Genomic DNA, 18541 nt, shown 5'->3' on the forward strand with positions numbered 1-18541 from the left:
TTATTTTTAATCGTATTTGTGGAAACGGGAATTGTGATTTTCCCTTTCTTACCAGGTGATTCTTTACTGTTTGCAAGTGGTGCTCTTGCCGCGATGGGTGCATTTAACATTGTTCTCTTATTCATTATCTTTTTTATCGCTGCGGTACTTGGGGATACTGTAAACTATCATATCGGTAAGAAAGTAGGGACTACCCTATCACAGACAAGTTTAATGGGGAGATTGATTAACCAAGAAAAAATGATGAAAGCGGAGGGTTTCTTTAATCGACATGGAGGAAAAACGATTGTAATCGCCCGTTTTATGCCGTTTATCCGCACATTCATTCCTTTTGTTGCAGGGGCGAGCCGGATGAACTACCGCTACTTCTTGATTTATAATGTTGCTGGTGCCGCATTATGGGTAGGCATCTGTACGATCTTAGGCTATTTTTTCGGCAATATACCACTTGTCAAAGACAACTTTTCAACGGTTCTCTTAGCAATTATCTTCATTTCAGTGCTCCCAGCCATTATCGGCGTGATTCGGGGCCAATTGAATAAAGGATGACGGTTACGAGACAAACCAACTATGATAAACCCTACTTCTAAAACTAGAGACAGCACCGTTCCAACGTATGTGGACGGTGCTGTTTTGTTTTTTTTACCATTCCTTTGGCTCATAGTCTAATTCTCTAAATAATTGGGTTCTCTCTTTCTTAGATAGATCTCTCCATTGTCCAGGAGGAAGATTGCCTAAATGAATATTCATGATTCGGATTCTTTGCAATCGATAAACGTCATATCCTAATTCAGCGCACATTCGGCGAATTTGACGATTCAGCCCTTGGGTTAAAATGATTTGAAAATCAAATTTTGATAATTGTACTACCTCACAAGGAAGTGTTTTTGTACCTAATATTTTGACGCCTTCAGACATCTTCTTCAAGAATTCAGGAGTAATTGGCTTGTCTACTGAAACGATATATTCCTTTTCATGCCTATTTTCGGAGCGCAGAATTTCGTTAACAATGTCGCCATCGTTTGTAAGAAGTATTAAGCCCTCTGAATCTTTATCCAGGCGGCCAATATTAAATACTCTTAATGGGTGGTTGACCAAATCAACAATGTTCCCCTTTACCCCTTTTTCTGTTGTACTAGTGATGCCTACAGGTTTATTTAGAGCAATATAAACATTATTCCTTGCTACCCGGATTTGATTACCATCTACTCGAACGTCATCTCCAGGTTCAACTTGGCTACCGATTGTTGCACGTTTACCATTAATAAAAACTCTTCCATCGGTAATTAATTTATCAGCACCTCGTCTAGATGCTTTTCCAGATTCACTAATAAATTTATTAATACGCATATCTTCACATCCATCATCTAACAATTGTTTTAGTGATACTAACTATACTCTATTTTATGGACGAATCACAATTCTAATTTTAGATAAAAGAAGAAAATAAGGTGAGGTAATGGGGTGAAAAATGCTAAAACAATGTAAAATGACAAACTAATTTATAAATTTATTTTATCAAAAAACTTCAACTTCCTTCAAAAACAAGTTCGCTTCGTAAAAAGAACTTCAAAGTCTTCCCTTTTGTTGTGGAATTTTTCAGCAACAAAATTACCAAAAGGAACTGTTTTGTATAAACCAGCAAGTACAAAAGATGGAATAACACCACTCATCATTTTATCTGAAACAGAAAATGGGGAAATTTTTTATTATAGGTGGCTGCCTAAAGAGTAATTAGTGTCATTAGGTTCACAAAGTCGTCACAAAAATAATTCAAAATGGATGCCCCTTTATAACCACCCCCTCACTATAACAATGGTGAAGGGGTGGTGCATTCGTATGAATTTAAAATCGGGCGCAATTGATCAGTTTGAGGGTTATTCGAATTTTAGTAATTTACAGGATTTCAATAGTCATATGGAGATGTGGATGCTTCAATACAAGGATGATTTTTCAAAAGGAGAGCTTGTTGGGTTAAAACGCCTTGTTCGTTATTCAGCAAAAGTTCCAGGGGTTTGCAATGCAAAGATTGGTACGATGCTGAAGTCCATCCATGAGGAATACAATGGAAATGGTGTGTCTCGTTCTACTTTTAAGCGGATGATTCAAAAGGCTGTGGCTTTAGGTATTTTTTCAGTTTTTGAAACCGAGCGCAAGAATGGCTCACAATCTAGCAATCTTTACGTGTTTAATCGTTACCCGGAAATGATTTCAACCCATCATGAACCACCTAAAAAGGAAATTTTGAACCACCATAATGAAACTAGTAATCCTTTTAATACTAAACAAAAAATAAAAGAACGTAAAGACGCCCCTCTTGATTCCACATTTACGAGTGATCGAGTTCCCGTTTCCTTTGTAGAAGCAGTAAAACCATTTTTTCCTGAAGCAAGAATCATCGAGGAGTACTGGAAAATGGCAACAATAGCTGCTAGTAAAAACAACCGTGACGTGGAATGTGTAGATATGATTGAGCTATCGACCAAAGCCTTCAAACAAATGATTATCAAGCTTAAGAGTAATATAGTTTATAATCCTTTTGCCTATTTTTATGGAGTATTAACCCGAAAATTAGAAGAGTTAAACTATCAAGATTTGGAAGAATCAGAGGAATGCTTCGCGGAAAGTATTAGCAAGCAGCGAAAAGAATCATCTAAAAAATCTGAGCTATTTTCGTTACTTCTGGAAGTATTGCCGCTTACGTAGGTGGCATCTCTCTTCATTCCTAAGGCTGTTTTTCTACAGAATTGCGCTTTATTTTCTGGAATTGCGTTTAATCTTTTTGTATTGCGCTTTAGCTTTTGTTTTTGCGCTTTAGCCTTTGTTATTGCGCTTTATTTATAGGAATTGCGCTATAGCATCTTGCATCTTGGTATTGAAAACTAACTAACAAAAAAAGCACCCTATTGGAGTGCATTTGAGAACATATTTTTCTATAAATTTATTACTTAATCAATCTCAATTAAATCCCAGGATGTAATGATCCCCAATGGTTTTTCATCGATTTGTCCATTGTCTGTGATGATTACAGCCTCTAGCTTTTTCCCATGGGCATGGCGTTTTTCAAACATTTCTTCTACATCGAATATATCTCGATCTTGATCAACGAAATCAATGAGATGCTTTGTTTCATATGGGGTAACTTCCCCTACACGAATATTGGCTAAATCAATCACATCATTTACTAGGTGCTTTGCCATCCATTTTAAAACAGCACCAGACGTTACTATTCCCACACAAGAGCCATCTTTATAGATGGGAAATTTTGTATACGTGTTATTGTGAATCGCAAGGATAACGTCTTTAATCGAAGAATGATAATTAAAATAGACAACAGGGTTACTTGAAATAGATAAGGCTGTAACCGGCTTTTCCAAAAGTTCTGCAATTTCTTCAATTCTCTTGACCACATCTTGATGCGGCTCTGCGATATAAAAATCAGCCCTTAATTTTTCATGAACAATGGCATTTCGCAACTTTGCAAATTGAAAGAGTTCATCCTTATAAGAACGGATAATCGCATGTCTTTTTGCACCATGCGCGACCAATTGCGTAAAAATATCCCCATGAATGTTCTTGACCATTTTACCTAAAGCCTTATGAATGCGATTGAAAGCTATCTCAAAACGTTCCGATAAATCTATTTCAACAGTTTCCACTTAATACCCCCCTACTCTTCCATTATTATATTTAATAAATGAGTAGATTTGGTGGAAAATTGCATAAAAAATGATCAATACTCGATTGAATATGAAATTGAAGAAATCATAATAGTCTTATCTTTTTAAGGAACAATATATTAAAAAGGGTAAAAAGCGAGGAATTTTATGAACAAGATTGTAATGCTATTCGTATGCCTGCTTCTATTAAATCTTCCATCACAAGTTTTCGCTCAGCATAAAGTGTCTATTTTAGTCTATCATTCGATTGACGAATATACAGGACTGGGTTCTAAGGAGTTATATGTAACACCGAAGAATTTTGAGAAACAAATGACTTATCTAAAGGACCATGGCTACACATTATTAACTTTTGATCGCTGGCAGGATATTCATAAAGTAAACAAGCCCATTTTCATTACCTTTGATGATGGGTACAAAGACAGTCTGAATGCATTTGGTATCTTTCAAAAACTAAAAAACGAACGTTTTAAACCATCTGGAACCATTTTTGTTATTTCTGACTTTATCGGTCGCACCAACCGATTATCGAAATCGGATATAAAAATGATGGCCGATTCGGGGATCATCTCCGTACAGTCTCATACTGCTACACATCCTGATTTGACTAAAATAACAAATTATGAAAATGAACTGAAAGGGTCCAAAGATAAAATTCAAAAAATAACGGGCAAACCGGTTATTGCACTTGCGTATCCATACGGAAATTTCAATAACAAGGTTATTAAAGAAACGAAGAAATACTATTTATTTGGACTTACAACAACTCCTGAAGCTTTTTCAGAAACGGGCATAAAAGACGAACTCTATCTTTTACCACGGATCTATATCAAGTATTCAACAACCCTTGATGAATTTGCAAAGATCGTTGAGGGAAAATAAAGCGATTACTATTTCAGGTTAAGGGTTCCGAAAAGTGAGAAAACCAGTTAAATTTTAGAATACTAATTTAGCGGACTAATTCGCATAGCGATTTTGTCTGCTTTTTTATTGTGTATCTATGTTGTCCCCTTAAAAATTGATGTGCTAATAATTACTGATAAATCACATTTTTAATTTGGATAAGTGGAGAAATTTCGCTAATTTAGGAAATAGAACTGAAAATAGTTTATATAGACGGAAGGAATCCGACTATTGACTCGAAAAAAGTAAAAATGGGTAATTTTGCTTTGATTGACCGTAAAATCTCCGCTTATATACAACGAACCAAGCTCTATTAAGCAATCTAACCGGAAAGTCTCCGCTTATATTAAATGGCATTAGTTACTCAATTAAAGTCCATGGACTTATTTTGAAACCAAGGAAAATCGGTGAAAGGGATTTTTGTACTTTATCCGGAATATTATTGAAATAAGTAAATACATGGGGGGATTGAATGAACAAGAGTTTAAAGTTGTTTGGTTATGTTTTATTTATTTCGGGTATTCTGTTATTCGGTTTAATGCATCTGGCAATTGCTTTATTCATTCCTAATCTATCAGGTTGGAGTGACCCACCAGGCAAACTTACAACAGTTCTAAACGAAATAATTGGATGGGTTCCATATACATTAAGTATTATTTTCATGATCATTGGTGCAGTCATTATTATTTATGATTTATGGCAAAAAAACAGTAGATGATACTTTAAATGGAACTCAATTTTCTTAATCGGACAGGTGCGATTGCAAAGTCTTGCAATCGCTTTTTTACTTATCTGCCCCCGTTTAGCTTAGTCACTCTGTTTTTATTTTTCAATACTTGAAGTTCTAACATATCCATACGTTTGTTGTTTTATGGTTGCCACGAACTGAGTAATAATCATTAGTATTATGATGAAAATCATTCCAAAAACGGCAGAGTTAAAGCTATTCGTAAAATCATGAATCCATCCGAGTATGATAGGACCCAAAGCTGCAATAACAAACCCTCCTGATTGTGTCATAGCTGACCACGAAGCAGCATCTTGGGCCTTATCTGTTGCATCGATTGGTAAAAGGAGATTTAAGGGGAACAATCCTCCTGCACCGATACCAATTAATGCGGAAGCAACCAATGGTTGAACATTTAGTACAAGCAACATAAGTCCAATTAGTTCAAACAAAGATGCAATGATTAACCATAAACGGCGGGATGGGAATTTTTTTAATAAGATTGGTAACACCAAACTAACAGGGATTTGTATTGCTACAAATATGGTTAATGAAGTTGCTCCATATGCTTTCGTATATCCCATTCCTTGAATAATTTGCGGAAGCCACGCTGTGAACGAGTAAAATAGCATAGCCATCAATCCAAAGGATAAAGTAAGCATCCAAGCCCTAGCGTTCCCCCATGGTAAGCTGGTTTTTGTTTCTACCAAAGTAGATCGAGTTGATTTTTTGACTTGTAAATTAACAAATAACCAAACAATCGCAGCAAGGAAAGCTATAATCGCCCAAAATGCAAGGGAACCCTGCCATGAGTTCAAACTTTTTTGTAGTGATACTGAAAATGAAGAACTTATGGCAGCACCACAAAAAAGGGCACAAGTATAGACCGCAATCATTGACGGAACGTGTTTAGGAAAATGTTTTTTAATGAAACCTGACAATAGTGGTCCAACTAATGCAATACCGACACCTGCAATCAAAGCTGTGATGAGCAGTAGAATAGTAGAATGAGTGAACAATCGAATCACAGTACCAATTCCAATCACTAACAAAGACCATCCAATAATTCGTTCGATTCCCCATTTAGCACTTGCTTTTACGGAAACTGGGGAAAAGACACCCATACAAAGCACTGGTATAGAGGTAAATAAACTAGCTACGGCAGCACTCATTCCAAGTGATGCCATAATGCTATCCAATAAAGGGGCAACGGAATTGATTGCAGGACGTAAATTAAGTGAAGCAATAAATAGGGCCATAACCAATAGAATGGTTTTTTTCAAGATATTTACTCCCTTTCAAACACATGATCATAACTATTATTCTATCGTATTTTCAAATATGGTTTGGAATGCAGAATCTATAGGTGTAATGTAATCTCCTTTGCGCACTAAAGCCCTACGTTAATACAATAGATTCTTCACCAATTTTACCATATACTTACTCTGATAAATAATTGCAATTGCTATTTACCAATGTTTCAATTTGATCAAAAAAGTCAGAAAGAAATTTCACAAAATAATATTCTTGTATTAAGATAGTTCAGGAAGGAAATTTATCCCACAATAGAGAAGTAGTGTGAAATACCGAATTTTCATTATGTTTTTTCCAATAAAATCAAGATACAATATTTTGATAAGGGGCGTGTTGTTATTAAAGCGATTATATTTGATTTCGATGGCACTCTTGCTGATACTTTGCCAGTTTGTTTCTATGCGTTTCAAGCTGTATTTAAGGAATTTGATAACTTTGAGGTTACTTCAGATGAAATTAAGGCAATGTTCGGTCCATCTGAGACTGGAATCATAAGAGAAAATCTTATGGACTCAAATCATGATAAAGCATTTGAATTATATTATGAAAAATATAGTGAAAAGCATCAAGACCTCGTTCTGAAGAATGAGGAGATTAACGACTTACTTCTACTTTTAAAAAGAGAAGGTTATAAATTGGGAATTGTTACAGGAAAAGCTAGCAGAAGTCTGCTTATCTCTTTAGATTACCTTAATATGAATAATTTATTTGATGTGATTATAACTGGTGATGATGTAACTATACCAAAACCTCATCCAGAGGGATTAAACAAGGCTTTGTCACAGCTTAAAATAAAAAACACTGATGCTATTTTTCTAGGAGATAGTGACGCTGACATACTCGCTGGTAAACAAGCTAACGTATATACAATCGGGGTACAGTGGTTGCCAAATTATCAGACAATAAAGTTTAGTGTACAACCCGACCAAATGTTAAGTAACGTACAAGAATTCATACAATCACTTGAAAATTTCAGGTATGATCAACAGTAACGTATGTAATTTTTGGGGCTTATTCATCGGATACTTTAATTTAATATCACAATTAAAAAACGCTCTGAGATGTTTTTCTCTGAGCGTTTGCTTGTTGATAATGTCACCAAAATTATCATTTTGTTCTACAAAACCAACCCCATTACAAGATGGCCGATTATTTTTTTGCTTCTTTATCCACCACTAGTTCAAAATATAATTGCCGTAGGATATATGTTTTGTAGGTTTCCAGCTTTTTACGTTCAACTGGATGTTGATGAATTCCTTTTTCTTTTAATTCCTTGACATACCAACCCTTTGATCCCGGATAAGCCATACTCCATTCCCCCTATTTTTTTCGCTTGTCCTATATGTATGCTAGTAGGCGGAAAAGAATGACTAAAATAGAGTACACAGAATCTATGAAAAAAATTTTATAAAATTGTAACCTATTGTGAAACACTGCGTCTAATTCTATGAAGTTTTCATTTCTCTCTTGCCTCTAATTACTCTCTCAAAATTAGAGGCATTTTTTTCAGGTTTTCCCTATCATTTATATATTGTAAAAAGCCCCTAGGCATTCCTAGGGGCTTTTTGCATGGAATGAAACCCTACAAGTTTACAGATAGTAAATTGAAGAGGTGATTATGTGAAAAAGGAGACGCTTAGTTGGATACTAACTGGCCTTGTGATTGCTTTTTTTCTTGGCTCATACTTTTACTTTGGTAATGATATTTTGACCAAATTTATCCGTGGATTTTGGGATTAAAAAAGCTCCCAACGAGTAATATGGGAGCTTTTATTTATTACATTTCCTCTAGTTCCGCTACAGGAACAATATTTTTTTCGTGCTCTCGACCTCTTAGGTGCACGGTGCACATATTTCCCTGTTCATCACAGCTGTCAATCCATACTGAAGTTCCTTGATAATGAACGGTTACCTCATTCGAAGAAGATAAAATTTGCTTTGCTCTACGAATATCCATTTTCTTTCACTCTCCATTTTTTTTTTACCTTCCAATAGTTTCCGAATAAATAGGAATTTTATGCAAAAATCACAAACTTTTGTACACACTATAAAAGAAGTACCAGTATGAGGAGTAAAACCATGAAGCTTAATGAAATTGAGAAAAAGTCACTTAGTGATTCCATCGATAAATTAAATGAAGGCTTAGATTTCGTTATTCAGCTCTACAACGAAGCCGAAGAGGATAAACCATTAATCCAATTTGATGATGATGTAATTAATGCTATTGAAAAAGCCAAGCAAACCTTTGGGGATGAAGAGATTACTCGAAGGATTAATACCATTATTAAAGAGATTTTTGCCTTTCTTCCAAAAGATGATAAAGAAAAAAAGCAACCTTAGAAAGGAGTGACATCTTTGATAACAAGTGTCTTAGCTTCTTTTTTTAAGCGCTTTTTAATTGCAAAGCTTCTTGCAATTGTCTTATTAGTTATCATTACTTTTGGAGCGATTATACACCTGATTGAACCGGAAACCTTTCCGACTATTTTCGATGGGGTCTGGTGGGCGATTGTCACCGCAGCAACGGTTGGTTATGGTGACTATGCTCCTACCTCCTTTTGGGGAAGAATTGTTGGAATGATTCTTATTTTTATCGGTGCCGGTATTGTCACAAGGTATTTCGCTGCCATTTCTACCTCTGCCTTTGTCACTCAAAATGCATATCTTGAAGGAACTTCCGGCTTCCACGGTAAAAAACATATTATCATCATCGGCTGGAATGAACGTGTAAGGGATACCATTACTTTTCTTAAAACCCCTGGATCGGTCGTTGACATTTTGTTAATCGATGATTCGTTAGAAAAAAACCCGATGCCCGGAAATCATTTTCAATTTATTAAAGGAGACCCAACACGTGATGAGACATTAAAAAAAGCAAATATTCAAGAAGCGGAAATGGTTCTTGTGACGGCTGATCAAGGAAAAGATGAATTGCACGCCGACATGATTTCAATCCTTACCTTATTGGCTATAAAAGGTCTAAATCCGACCGTGTATACAATCGTAGAAATACTTACTATTCACCAGATCCAAAATGCAAAGCGCGGTGGTGCTGATGAAATTATCCAAACCAACAGGATTTCAAGTTTAGTGATGGTCAATAGCATTTTATCTCACGGAGTGTCTGATGCATTGCTTTGCATGTTGGTAGATTTAAAAGGGGGAAAACTGCAGTTCTTGGATGTAACCTTTGATTTAATTGGGATGACGTTCCAAAAGGCGAGTGAAACCCTATTAAAAGAAGGAAAAATTTTAATCGGAATCAAGCGTGAGGAAGAAATTTCGATTAATCCCCCACTATCTCTAGAAATTCGCAAGATCGATCAAATTTTAATTATAAAAAGTTAAAAAGGGATTCCAAAATCACTGGAATCCCTTATATCATCTTATAGACGCTTTTCTAATTCAGCTTTTTTCTCTTCGTAGCCAGGCTTACCTAATAATGCAAACATATTGACTTTGTATGCTTCAACACCAGGTTGGTCGAATGGATTAACTCCTAGTAAATATCCGCTCATTGCACATGCTTTTTCAAAGAAATACACAAGGTATCCAAATGAATACTCGTCCATTTCCGGTACATGGACAATTAGATTGGGTACGCCACCGTCAGTATGAGCAAGCATCGTACCTTCAAATGCTTTTGTATTTACAAAATCAACGGATTTACCAGCTAAGTAATTTAGTCCATCAAGATCATTATCTTCTGCCTCAACGATAAGTTCATGACGGGACTTTTCTATGTTAATTACTGTTTCAAACAAATCACGGCGACCTTCTTGTACATATTGTCCAAGTGAATGGAGATCTGTTGAGAAGTTTGCAGATGATGGGTAAATTCCCTTTTGGTCTTTCCCTTCACTCTCACCAAATAATTGCTTCCACCATTCAGAGAAATACTGAAGGCCTGGCTCATAGTTGATGAGCATTTCGATTGTTTTCCCTTTGTTGTAAAGGGCATTACGGACTGCAGCATATTGGTAAGCAGCGTTTTCTTCTAATTCTGATTTTGAGAAATCAGCACTTGCTGCTTGTGCACCCTTCATCATTTCTTCAATATTTGCACCACTAACAGCAATTGGAAGTAAACCAACCGCAGTTAATACAGAATAACGGCCACCAACATCATCTGGAATCACAAATGATTCATAGCCTTCTTCAGTTGCTAATGTTTTTAATGCTCCGCGAGCTTTATCTGTAGTTGCATAGATACGCTTACGAGCTTCGTCAATTCCGTATTTTTCAACTAGCATCTTTCTGAAGATACGGAAAGCAAGTGCTGGTTCAGTCGTTGTACCAGATTTAGAAATGACGTTAATTGAATAGTCTTTTCCTTCTAGCAAATCCATTAGGTCTTTCATATACGTTGAGCTGATGTTATTTCCAACAAATACGATTTGTGGTGTCTTGCGTTGTTCCTTTGATAACGCATTATAGAAGGAGTGGTTTAACCAGTCGATTGCAGCTTTTGCTCCTAGATAAGAACCACCGATACCGATGACAAGTAAGATATCAGAATCTGTTTTGATTTTTTCAGCACTTTTTTGAATGCGTGAAAATTCTTCTTTGTCATAATTAGAAGGAAGATCAACCCATCCTAAGAAATCGCTACCCGCTCCTGTTTGTTCATGTATGGAATGGTGAGCGACCTTTACCGCATCACGTAGATATGTAATTTCATGTTCACCAAAAAAAGTTAATGCTTTTGAATAGTCAAAACGAACATGTGTCATTTGCTATACCTCCACCCTAGTATTTTCAAACCTCTTTTCACTGTACCCAAACTTTTCCTTAAAATCAATACTGGCGACTCTTTGTAAGCGTAACCATGCTAAACTTTTTTAAATTAGTTTCTTTTTGTCAGATTGGAGATCGAATTGCGATCTAATTAGTTGTTTGAAATTGCGTTTTTTTTCTGGTATTGCTCTTTAGCTGCTCGGATTGCGCTTTATTTTACGGAATTGCGCTAGCTGCTCGAATTGCGCTTTATTTTCCCGAATTGCGCTTTAGCGTATATCGAAACGAAACCGGCAACTCTCTTTATTGATTTAAAAAAGACCCACACAGGTAGTATGAGCCTTTTCGATCGATTATAAGAAACTTTTTTCGCAGGTTATAAAGATGCTTTTAGAATTTCAAGGGAATCTTGTTTATTGAGTACTTTGAAGCGGCCAAACTCGCCATATACGACTGTCTTTTCAGCCATTAGTTCAAGGTTTTCTTCACCTATACCGTAATCTGCAAGTTTTGAAGGTGCTCCGATGCTATTCCAGAATTCTCGAAGTTTTTCGATTCCTTCAAGAGCAACCTCCCGATCTGTTTTTCCTTCTATATCGACATCAAAAACTCGAACAGCTAGTTGCTTAAATCGCCCTACATTTTCGTCTAACACATGTTTCATCCAATTCGGGAATAAAATCGCAAGACCGCCGCCATGAGGGATATCATATACCGCAGACACTGCATGTTCGATATTGTGGGTTGCCCAATCTCCGCTATATCCCATGTTTAACATTCGATTTAATGCAAGTGTCCCATTAAGCATAATGGTTGATCGATAATCATAGTTTTCAAGGTCGTTGATTAACTTTGGTGCTGTTTCAATAACCGTACGTAAAATCGATTCACACCATTGGTCCTGTGTTAATGTATTTGGTACGCGATGGAAGTAATGCTCCAACACATGTGACATCATATCCACCATGCCATATACGGTTTGATCTTTTGGTAAAGTAAACGTATTTACCGGATCTAAAATTGAGAATTTAGGAAACACCGCTGGACTTCCCCAACCGTATTTTTCATTTGTTTCCCAATTTGTAATGACAGAGCCGGAATTCATTTCTGAACCAGTCGCAGCAATCGTTAAGACTGTTCCTAACGGAAGAGCGTCAGAAGCCACAGCCTTGCGGGCCATGAAATCCCACACATCTCCATCGTATTTTGCGCCGGCTGCGATTGCTTTTGTACAATCAATGACACTACCGCCGCCAACAGCTAGGATAAATTCAATTCCTTCGTTACGGCAAATGTCGATCCCTTTTCGGACTGTTGATAAACGTGGATTAGGTTCGACCCCGGGAAGTTCGTGAACCTCCACCCCAATTTCGTTTAACAGTGCGATTACTTGGTCATACAATCCATTTCTTTTAATGCTTCCCCCACCATATACAAGCAATACTTTTTTACCGTATTGCGGGATTTCATTTTTCAACTCTTGTAGTTGACCTTTTCCGAATATGAGCTTTGTCGGGTTATAATATGTAAAGTTTTCCATCCATATCGCCTCCTATAAAAATTATGGCAATGTCCCTAAACATTGTAAAGCAGTTTGCTTTTTAGAATATCCCCTGTTTTTTTCCTCATACATGCAAAAAAAAGAGGCAATTTAGTAATCACCTCTTTTCTCGTTATTCTTAGTTAAAATTTGATTGTTCAATCCACTCTTCAAGCTTATCCTTTAAAGTGTTGAAACCTTGTGTATCTGAATTCGTTTGTTGAACTTGTGCAGGACGCTTTTTAGGTTTTGCTGTTCTTTGTGCTGCTGGCTTTTCTGGTGCCTCTTGTGTTGCACGAATAGATAATCCAATTTTGCCTGCTGCTTCATCAATTGATAAAACTTTAACTTCTACTTCGTCGCCAACCTTTACATGCTCGTTAATATCTTTAACGAAGCCATGGGTTACTTCTGAAATATGAACTAAACCTTGTGTATTTTCGTCCAAGGCAACAAATGCTCCATAAGGTTGTACTCCGGTAACTTTACCTTTAACAACACTTCCAACTTCAAATTTTTCTGACATAATACCCAACTCCTAAAACTTTAGTTTATTCACACTTTTATCCCGCATTAACGGGCAGTAAGATCCCCAATCATGGGGGATTAACTGCCCGTAAAAGCCCGATTGGTTCAACTAACAATCAGTGGGGATGAAGAAAACTCCACTGGTTGAAGTTTCACTTTATATACGCAATAAACAATTATATCACAAACTGGTCAGATATTCAAAAATGTATCTTTTCACATTATTTAGAGTTGCCCTTATGGGGTGAAATTATGAAGCGGTAATATTTATCAATGTTACGTGAGGATTAGAGGATTGATTGTTTGTAGTGTTTAAAAAAGGAGATGAACGGGTAAGCTAGATTCAAAGGCTTTCTAGTATTCCCCCTTTTGTATGTTGGACAAAACCAAACCGGTTTTGTCCATTTTTTGTATTACAGGAGGTTATTATTTTTAATGAATCGTCCCATGCGTTTTACAGCTTCTTGGAGTTGTTCTAGGGATGATGCATAGGAGCATCGAATATAGCCTTCGCCACTTTCACCAAATACATTACCGGGAACAACCGCCACTTTTTCCTCCATTAGTAAACGATGTGCAAATTCCTCTGATGTTAGACCTGTTGCTTTAATGGACGGAAAAGCGTAAAAAGCCCCACCTGGCACATGGCAAGATAAGCCAATTTCCTGTAAAGAAGAAACGAAAAAGTTTCTGCGCTGGCGATAGTTTTTTCGCATATACTCGACATCTGATAAGCCATTCCGAAGAGCTTCAATTGCCCCATATTGCGCCATTGTAGATGCACACATCATCGTATATTGATGAATTTTTAACATCGCTTCAGAAATTTCTTTTGGAGCTGCTGAATATCCTAAGCGCCAACCCGTCATCGCAAAGCCCTTTGAAAATCCAGAAACAAGAATTGTACGTTCAAACATCCCTGGGATGCTTGAAAAACTCGTATATTTGCCTTCATAAGAAAGTTCAGCATAAATTTCATCTGAAATCACAATCAAATCGTGTTTTTCAACGATTTTAGCAATTGCTTCAAGCTCTTCCTTGTTAAGCATTGTACCTGTTGGATTATTTGGAGAACAAATAATAATAGCTTTTGTACGGTCTGTTACGACTTTTTCAATTTCTTCAGGCTGTAATTTAAACTCATTTTCAGCCTTGGTATGAACAGACACCGGGATTCCCCCAGCAAGTGCAACGATTGGGCTATAGGCAACAAAGGTAGGTTCTACAATGATAACTTCATCACCTGGGTCAACAAGTGCCCGAATGGCTAAATCTATTGCTTGGCTACCACCGACAGTGACAATGATCTCATTGTTTGGTGAATATTCCACACCAAAGGACCTCTGTAAATAAGCCGATATTTCCTGCCTTAATTCAATCAGTCCTGCGTTTCCCGTGTATGAGGTAATCCCTGCTTCAATGGATTGGATACTTGCTTCTCTAATCGACCAAGGTGTTACAAAATCGGGTTCACCTACACCGAGGGAGATGACTCCTTCCATCGTTACCGCTAAATCAAAGAATCGGCGGATTCCCGATGGCTTTAATTCTTGCACTTTTTTGGAAAGGTATTGAGATGTCATGGTGTCACCACAATCCGTTTGTCATCTTCGCCTTGATCAAAAATCGTTCCATCATGCTTATATTTTTTCAAAATAAAATGGGTCGTTGTAGAAAGAACTGAATCCAGAGTTGAAAGTTTTTCAGATACAAAGGATCCAACCTCTGACATCGTTTTTCCTTCAATCACAACTGACAAGTCATATGCACCAGACATTAAATAAACAGATCTTACTTCCTTAAAATGATAGATACGCTTGGCTATTTCGTCAAAGCCAACGCCTTTTTTCGGGGTTACCTTGACATCAATCATCGCTGTCACACCTTCGTGACCTGCGACTTTCTTCCAGTCAACGATTGTGTTATATTCTACAATAATTTTTAGTTCCTCTAGCTTACGAATAATACCATCGACTTCATCGACACTTTTACCAACCAATTTGGCGATTGTTTCTACAGGAAGTCGTCCATTATTTTCAATAATCTCTAGTATTTCAATTTCATTTTCCTGTAATTGCATAAAGGTCACTCCTAGTATTTTTTAAAAATCAAATACGCCTTGGCGTATTTGCGCCCAGATTTTTTCGAGCATACTCGAAAAGATACCTTTGAAAATCTGTGGCATCCGCCGGAGGCTTTTAACTTTATTCAGATAAAGTTAAATATTTTTGTCACTTATTATATCAGATAAATGAACAGTATATTGTAAAATTTTTTATTTTTTCAAAATATCACTTTAGGAGATAATTTGCACTTATATTGTTAAATAAGCACTAATTCGGAATTAGTTTAGGTTTGCTTTCATTAATAATGAAATCTGTTGCTCATCTGAGTTGGAACTCTGTTCAAGTTGATTAATAACCAACTCTTGTCTCTGCAATGAATGGTTTTGACTTAATTTTGCTTTGCCTTCTATTTTGTTGATTTTTATTTTAAATCCTTGAATTCCTTTGTTCATACCAACAAGAAACTTGGCATCTACATCTTGCAAACTGTATGAACTATCATGGGCTTCATATTTCAATACCATATTTTGTAAGGAATCCATTAACTCATTTTCATCCTCTAATAGTTCGACTTCTCCATAAACATGGACGGTCACATAATTCCATGTTGGTACTGCTTTATTTGTCTCATACCAAGATGGGGAGATATAACAATGCGGACCATGAAAAATAGCTAAGACGGTTTGATTATTGATATCTTTCCACTGAGGATTAGGACGGGCAAAATGTCCATATAAGTATGAATGATCCTCGTTCAAAATTAATGGTAAATGAGTCGCAAAAGGTATCCCATTATGTTGAGAAATAAGAGTTGCAAAACTATGTTCCTTCATTATCTCGAAGGAAATTGTTTCCTCTTTAATTTTAAAATGTGAAGGAATATACATGTTTTTTCCCCTCTCAGAATCTTTTTTATTTCTAATTTTTCTCTGATACAGATCTTTTTTTAATATGAAAGCGTTTTTTCCTATTATAGCAGAAATAACAACAATCACTAGTAAGTCCGCCGAAGGCTTTGACTTTATTAATGAACACAGACTGAATTAAAGTTAGCCGTTTGGCAAAAATAGGATTAAATCTCTTAGGTAGGATGTGGATTTTTCACCCATGGATACAATACAAATAAAAGGAATTAACCTGCATTATGAGCTATACCAACAAGACGAAAAGAAACCGGTTCTCGTATTATTGCACGGTTTTTTATCATCATCGTTCAGCTTTCGAAGACTGATTCCATTCCTTATGAAAGATTATACGATCCTATCGGTAGACCTCCCTCCATTTGGAAAAAGTGAAAAATCAACAAGGTTTACATACTCTTATTCAAATATAGCATTTGTAATAAGTGATTTAATTCGTTCTTTTCATTTCTCAAAAGTCAATTTAGTTGGACATTCGATGGGCGGCCAAATTTGTTTATACATTGCTAAACAAACGCCGAATTTAGTGGATAAATTAGTATTGCTGTGCAGTTCTGGCTATATGAAAAGGATGCCGAAGTCCTTAATCTATTCTTCCTATCTTCCCTATTTTCATTTTATCGTGAAGAAAAAACTTGCGAAGCAAGGGGTACTACATAACTTGCAAAATGTCGTCCACAATCACGATCTCATTGATCAGGATATGATTGACGGGTATACCGAGCCATTCTTGGATAATCGGATTTTTATGGGGTTAACAAGGATGATCCGTCATCGTGAGGGTGATTTAGCGTCTGAGGAATTAAAACAAATCCAGCATCCCGCTTTGTTAATTTGGGGTGAAAAAGATCGGGTTGTTCCGATTTCTATAGGAAGAAAGCTTCATCAAGATTTACCTAATTCAACGTTTGTTTCGATTCAAAATACAGGCCATTTGGTGCCTGAAGAATGTCCGGAAAAGGTATATCAGTATATTACGGAGTTCATTTAAAAAAGATGGGTTGCCCCATCTTTTTTACAGTTCACATGTCGCGTTATTTTTAATAGTTAAAAGTTTTAGAGCCATGTTCTCACATTCTTTAAGCGGAATAATTTCCTCAAAGGAGAATTCGAAAATCGACTGGATTTTTCTAGCCAATTTTCCTGGGTTATCAAATTGATGAGCTGCCTGTAAAACATCTACAGCTTCCGTTTCATAGGCTCCAATCCCATATCCTAGTGGATCCCATTCTTGAAGCAGTATCATCAATTGTATATTTGCATGTTGATTTTCCATATAATCACCTTAAGATTACTTCAAACTATTATTTTTATCTTGATTCATTAGTTGCTTTTCAAGCTCTTCGGCTTTTGCTTGTTCTTTTTTCGAAATTTTGATAATGAAGCGAAACACGAAAATCGCAATAATAATGCAAATTACTAGTTTTATTGCAGCAGGAATATATTCTGTTTTATCCTCAGGAAAATATAAGAACAGATTCAATATTGGTAAAAGCAGCATTTCTTCACACCTTTCGACCAAAACTATACCTTTTATTATAGCACAACCCCTTGAAGGTATTATAGATGCTTGTTCGATTATGGTCAGTTATAATGAGGAGAGTTAGATTATCGCAAAGGAGTGATTATTTTGTCTACTGAATTCAAAGTAGGTGACATAGTAACTGGCATTTATAAGACGGGTAAATATATAGGTGAAATTACGGCCATTAAGCCGGAGCATTATCTTGTGAAGGTGAAAGCAGTCCTAAAGCATCCTATGCAGGGGGACATTCATTCACCGAGGGATGTCAATGTGCCATTTTTCCAAGAACGAAGAGCACTTGCTTTTAATGAGCAGACCAATGTACCAAAAAAGATGGTTCGCGCATATTCTGAAGACATTCCGGAATATAAAGTTTCTTTAAAAGAGGCTGTAGAAAAAACAAAGAATGAACTAGAAACAGAAGGCACCGAATGGGCAAAGCGAAGCCTAGAAAACATGAAAGTGCTAGAAATGGATTATTTTAAATAACAAAAAAACCTACGGAAGTCGCTTATCCGTAGGTTTTTCTTTTAATCAAATACGCCAAGGCGTATTTGCCGCCCAGATTTTAGGCCCACAGGAAGTGGCGTTTTTAGTCTTT

At 36.4% G+C, this 18541-nt stretch carries 22 protein-coding genes; 9 read left to right on the plus strand and 13 right to left on the minus strand.

The window, feature by feature from the left end; genetic code table 11:
- A partial coding sequence (locus V7147_RS05285; RefSeq protein ID WP_335366817.1) for a VTT domain-containing protein occupies positions 1 to 549 on the plus strand: 549 nt, incomplete at its 5' end.
- 93 nt (positions 550 to 642) lie between these two features.
- On the opposite strand, the gene rluF is transcribed toward V7147_RS05285, so the two are convergent.
- Complete coding sequence (gene rluF / locus V7147_RS05290) at positions 643 to 1350, minus strand: 23S rRNA pseudouridine(2604) synthase RluF (protein WP_335366818.1); 708 nt, start codon at positions 1348 to 1350, stop codon at positions 643 to 645.
- Between the two features lie 489 nt (positions 1351 to 1839).
- On the opposite strand from rluF, the gene V7147_RS05295 reads away from it, so the two are divergent.
- A complete protein-coding gene (locus tag V7147_RS05295) occupies positions 1840 to 2706 on the plus strand; it encodes a hypothetical protein (RefSeq protein WP_335366819.1) in 867 nt (288 codons plus the stop codon).
- A gap of 242 nt (positions 2707 to 2948) precedes the next feature.
- Here V7147_RS05295 and V7147_RS05300 read toward each other — a convergent pair whose 3' ends face one another.
- Positions 2949 to 3659, minus strand: coding sequence for a CBS domain-containing protein (locus V7147_RS05300; RefSeq protein ID WP_335366820.1), 711 nt, complete (start codon positions 3657 to 3659; stop codon positions 2949 to 2951).
- 168 nt (positions 3660 to 3827) lie between these two features.
- On the opposite strand from V7147_RS05300, the gene V7147_RS05305 reads away from it, so the two are divergent.
- Both V7147_RS05305 and V7147_RS05310 read left to right on the plus strand, forming a co-directional pair.
- Positions 3828 to 4562, plus strand: coding sequence for a polysaccharide deacetylase family protein (locus tag V7147_RS05305; protein WP_335366821.1), 735 nt, complete (start codon positions 3828 to 3830; stop codon positions 4560 to 4562).
- Between the two features lie 493 nt (positions 4563 to 5055).
- On the plus strand, positions 5056 to 5301 hold the full coding sequence (locus V7147_RS05310) for a hypothetical protein (RefSeq protein WP_335366822.1): 246 nt from the start codon (positions 5056 to 5058) through the stop codon (positions 5299 to 5301).
- Between the two features lie 104 nt (positions 5302 to 5405).
- Here V7147_RS05310 and V7147_RS05315 read toward each other — a convergent pair whose 3' ends face one another.
- Positions 5406 to 6593 carry an MFS transporter gene (locus V7147_RS05315; protein ID WP_335366823.1) on the minus strand — a complete coding sequence of 396 codons (1188 nt, stop codon included), beginning with the start codon at positions 6591 to 6593 and terminating at the stop codon, positions 5406 to 5408.
- A gap of 369 nt (positions 6594 to 6962) precedes the next feature.
- On the opposite strand from V7147_RS05315, the gene V7147_RS05320 reads away from it, so the two are divergent.
- Positions 6963 to 7616, plus strand: a complete 654-nt coding sequence (locus tag V7147_RS05320) for an HAD family hydrolase (protein ID WP_335366867.1) — start codon at positions 6963 to 6965, stop codon at positions 7614 to 7616.
- Positions 7617 to 7773: 157 nt separating this feature from the next.
- Here V7147_RS05320 and V7147_RS05325 read toward each other — a convergent pair whose 3' ends face one another.
- Both V7147_RS05325 and V7147_RS05330 read right to left on the minus strand, forming a co-directional pair.
- Positions 7774 to 7932: a DUF2639 domain-containing protein gene (locus V7147_RS05325; RefSeq protein WP_335366824.1), complete on the minus strand. Its 159-nt coding sequence runs from the start codon at positions 7930 to 7932 to the stop codon at positions 7774 to 7776.
- A 469-nt stretch (positions 7933 to 8401) separates the two neighbouring features.
- Complete coding sequence (locus V7147_RS05330) at positions 8402 to 8581, minus strand: H-type small acid-soluble spore protein (protein WP_121449594.1); 180 nt, start codon at positions 8579 to 8581, stop codon at positions 8402 to 8404.
- A 122-nt stretch (positions 8582 to 8703) separates the two neighbouring features.
- Here V7147_RS05330 and V7147_RS05335 point away from each other — a divergent pair, with 122 nt between their 5' ends.
- The gene (locus V7147_RS05335; RefSeq protein WP_335366825.1) at positions 8704 to 8964 is read left to right on the plus strand and encodes an atypical membrane-integrating protein (Mistic protein); all 261 of its coding nucleotides are present in this window, start codon (positions 8704 to 8706) and stop codon (positions 8962 to 8964) included.
- A 15-nt stretch (positions 8965 to 8979) separates the two neighbouring features.
- Complete coding sequence (locus V7147_RS05340) at positions 8980 to 9972, plus strand: potassium channel family protein (RefSeq protein ID WP_438824550.1); 993 nt, start codon at positions 8980 to 8982, stop codon at positions 9970 to 9972.
- Positions 9973 to 10010: 38 nt separating this feature from the next.
- Here V7147_RS05340 and V7147_RS05345 read toward each other — a convergent pair whose 3' ends face one another.
- The 6 genes from V7147_RS05345 to V7147_RS05370 all read right to left on the minus strand — a co-directional run bounded on the left by V7147_RS05345 (position 10011) and on the right by V7147_RS05370 (position 16382).
- Complete coding sequence (locus V7147_RS05345) at positions 10011 to 11357, minus strand: glucose-6-phosphate isomerase (protein WP_335366827.1); 1347 nt, start codon at positions 11355 to 11357, stop codon at positions 10011 to 10013.
- Positions 11358 to 11737: 380 nt separating this feature from the next.
- Entirely contained in the window at positions 11738 to 12901 is a 1164-nt protein-coding gene (locus V7147_RS05350; RefSeq protein ID WP_335366828.1) for an iron-containing alcohol dehydrogenase, read from the minus strand.
- Between the two features lie 139 nt (positions 12902 to 13040).
- On the minus strand, positions 13041 to 13427 hold the full coding sequence (gene yugI, locus V7147_RS05355) for a S1 domain-containing post-transcriptional regulator GSP13 (protein ID WP_335366829.1): 387 nt from the start codon (positions 13425 to 13427) through the stop codon (positions 13041 to 13043).
- Between the two features lie 415 nt (positions 13428 to 13842).
- On the minus strand, positions 13843 to 15012 hold the full coding sequence (locus tag V7147_RS05360) for an aminotransferase (protein WP_335366830.1): 1170 nt from the start codon (positions 15010 to 15012) through the stop codon (positions 13843 to 13845).
- Positions 15009 to 15509: an Lrp/AsnC family transcriptional regulator gene (locus V7147_RS05365; protein ID WP_335366831.1), complete on the minus strand. Its 501-nt coding sequence runs from the start codon at positions 15507 to 15509 to the stop codon at positions 15009 to 15011. Before V7147_RS05365 ends, V7147_RS05360 begins: the two co-directional genes overlap by 4 nt.
- 264 nt (positions 15510 to 15773) lie before the next feature.
- Positions 15774 to 16382, minus strand: a complete 609-nt coding sequence (locus V7147_RS05370; RefSeq protein ID WP_335366868.1) for an FMN-binding negative transcriptional regulator — start codon at positions 16380 to 16382, stop codon at positions 15774 to 15776.
- A gap of 220 nt (positions 16383 to 16602) precedes the next feature.
- On the opposite strand from V7147_RS05370, the gene V7147_RS05375 reads away from it, so the two are divergent.
- On the plus strand, positions 16603 to 17406 hold the full coding sequence (locus V7147_RS05375) for an alpha/beta fold hydrolase (protein WP_335366832.1): 804 nt from the start codon (positions 16603 to 16605) through the stop codon (positions 17404 to 17406).
- A 24-nt stretch (positions 17407 to 17430) separates the two neighbouring features.
- On the opposite strand, the gene V7147_RS05380 is transcribed toward V7147_RS05375, so the two are convergent.
- Together V7147_RS05380 and V7147_RS05385 are read right to left on the minus strand one after the other, a co-directional pair.
- Positions 17431 to 17691 carry a DUF1871 family protein gene (locus V7147_RS05380; RefSeq protein WP_335366833.1) on the minus strand — a complete coding sequence of 87 codons (261 nt, stop codon included), beginning with the start codon at positions 17689 to 17691 and terminating at the stop codon, positions 17431 to 17433.
- Positions 17692 to 17706: 15 nt separating this feature from the next.
- Positions 17707 to 17916: a hypothetical protein gene (locus V7147_RS05385; RefSeq protein WP_335366834.1), complete on the minus strand. Its 210-nt coding sequence runs from the start codon at positions 17914 to 17916 to the stop codon at positions 17707 to 17709.
- A 129-nt stretch (positions 17917 to 18045) separates the two neighbouring features.
- Here V7147_RS05385 and V7147_RS05390 point away from each other — a divergent pair, with 129 nt between their 5' ends.
- Positions 18046 to 18429: a kinase-associated lipoprotein B gene (locus tag V7147_RS05390; RefSeq protein WP_335366835.1), complete on the plus strand. Its 384-nt coding sequence runs from the start codon at positions 18046 to 18048 to the stop codon at positions 18427 to 18429.
- Positions 18430 to 18541: the final 112 nt, after the last annotated feature.

The sequence above is a fragment of the Bacillus sp. JJ1521 genome, assembly GCF_036965165.1.
In the GTDB taxonomy this organism is placed as follows: Bacteria; Bacillota; Bacilli; order Bacillales; family Bacillaceae_L; genus Ferdinandcohnia.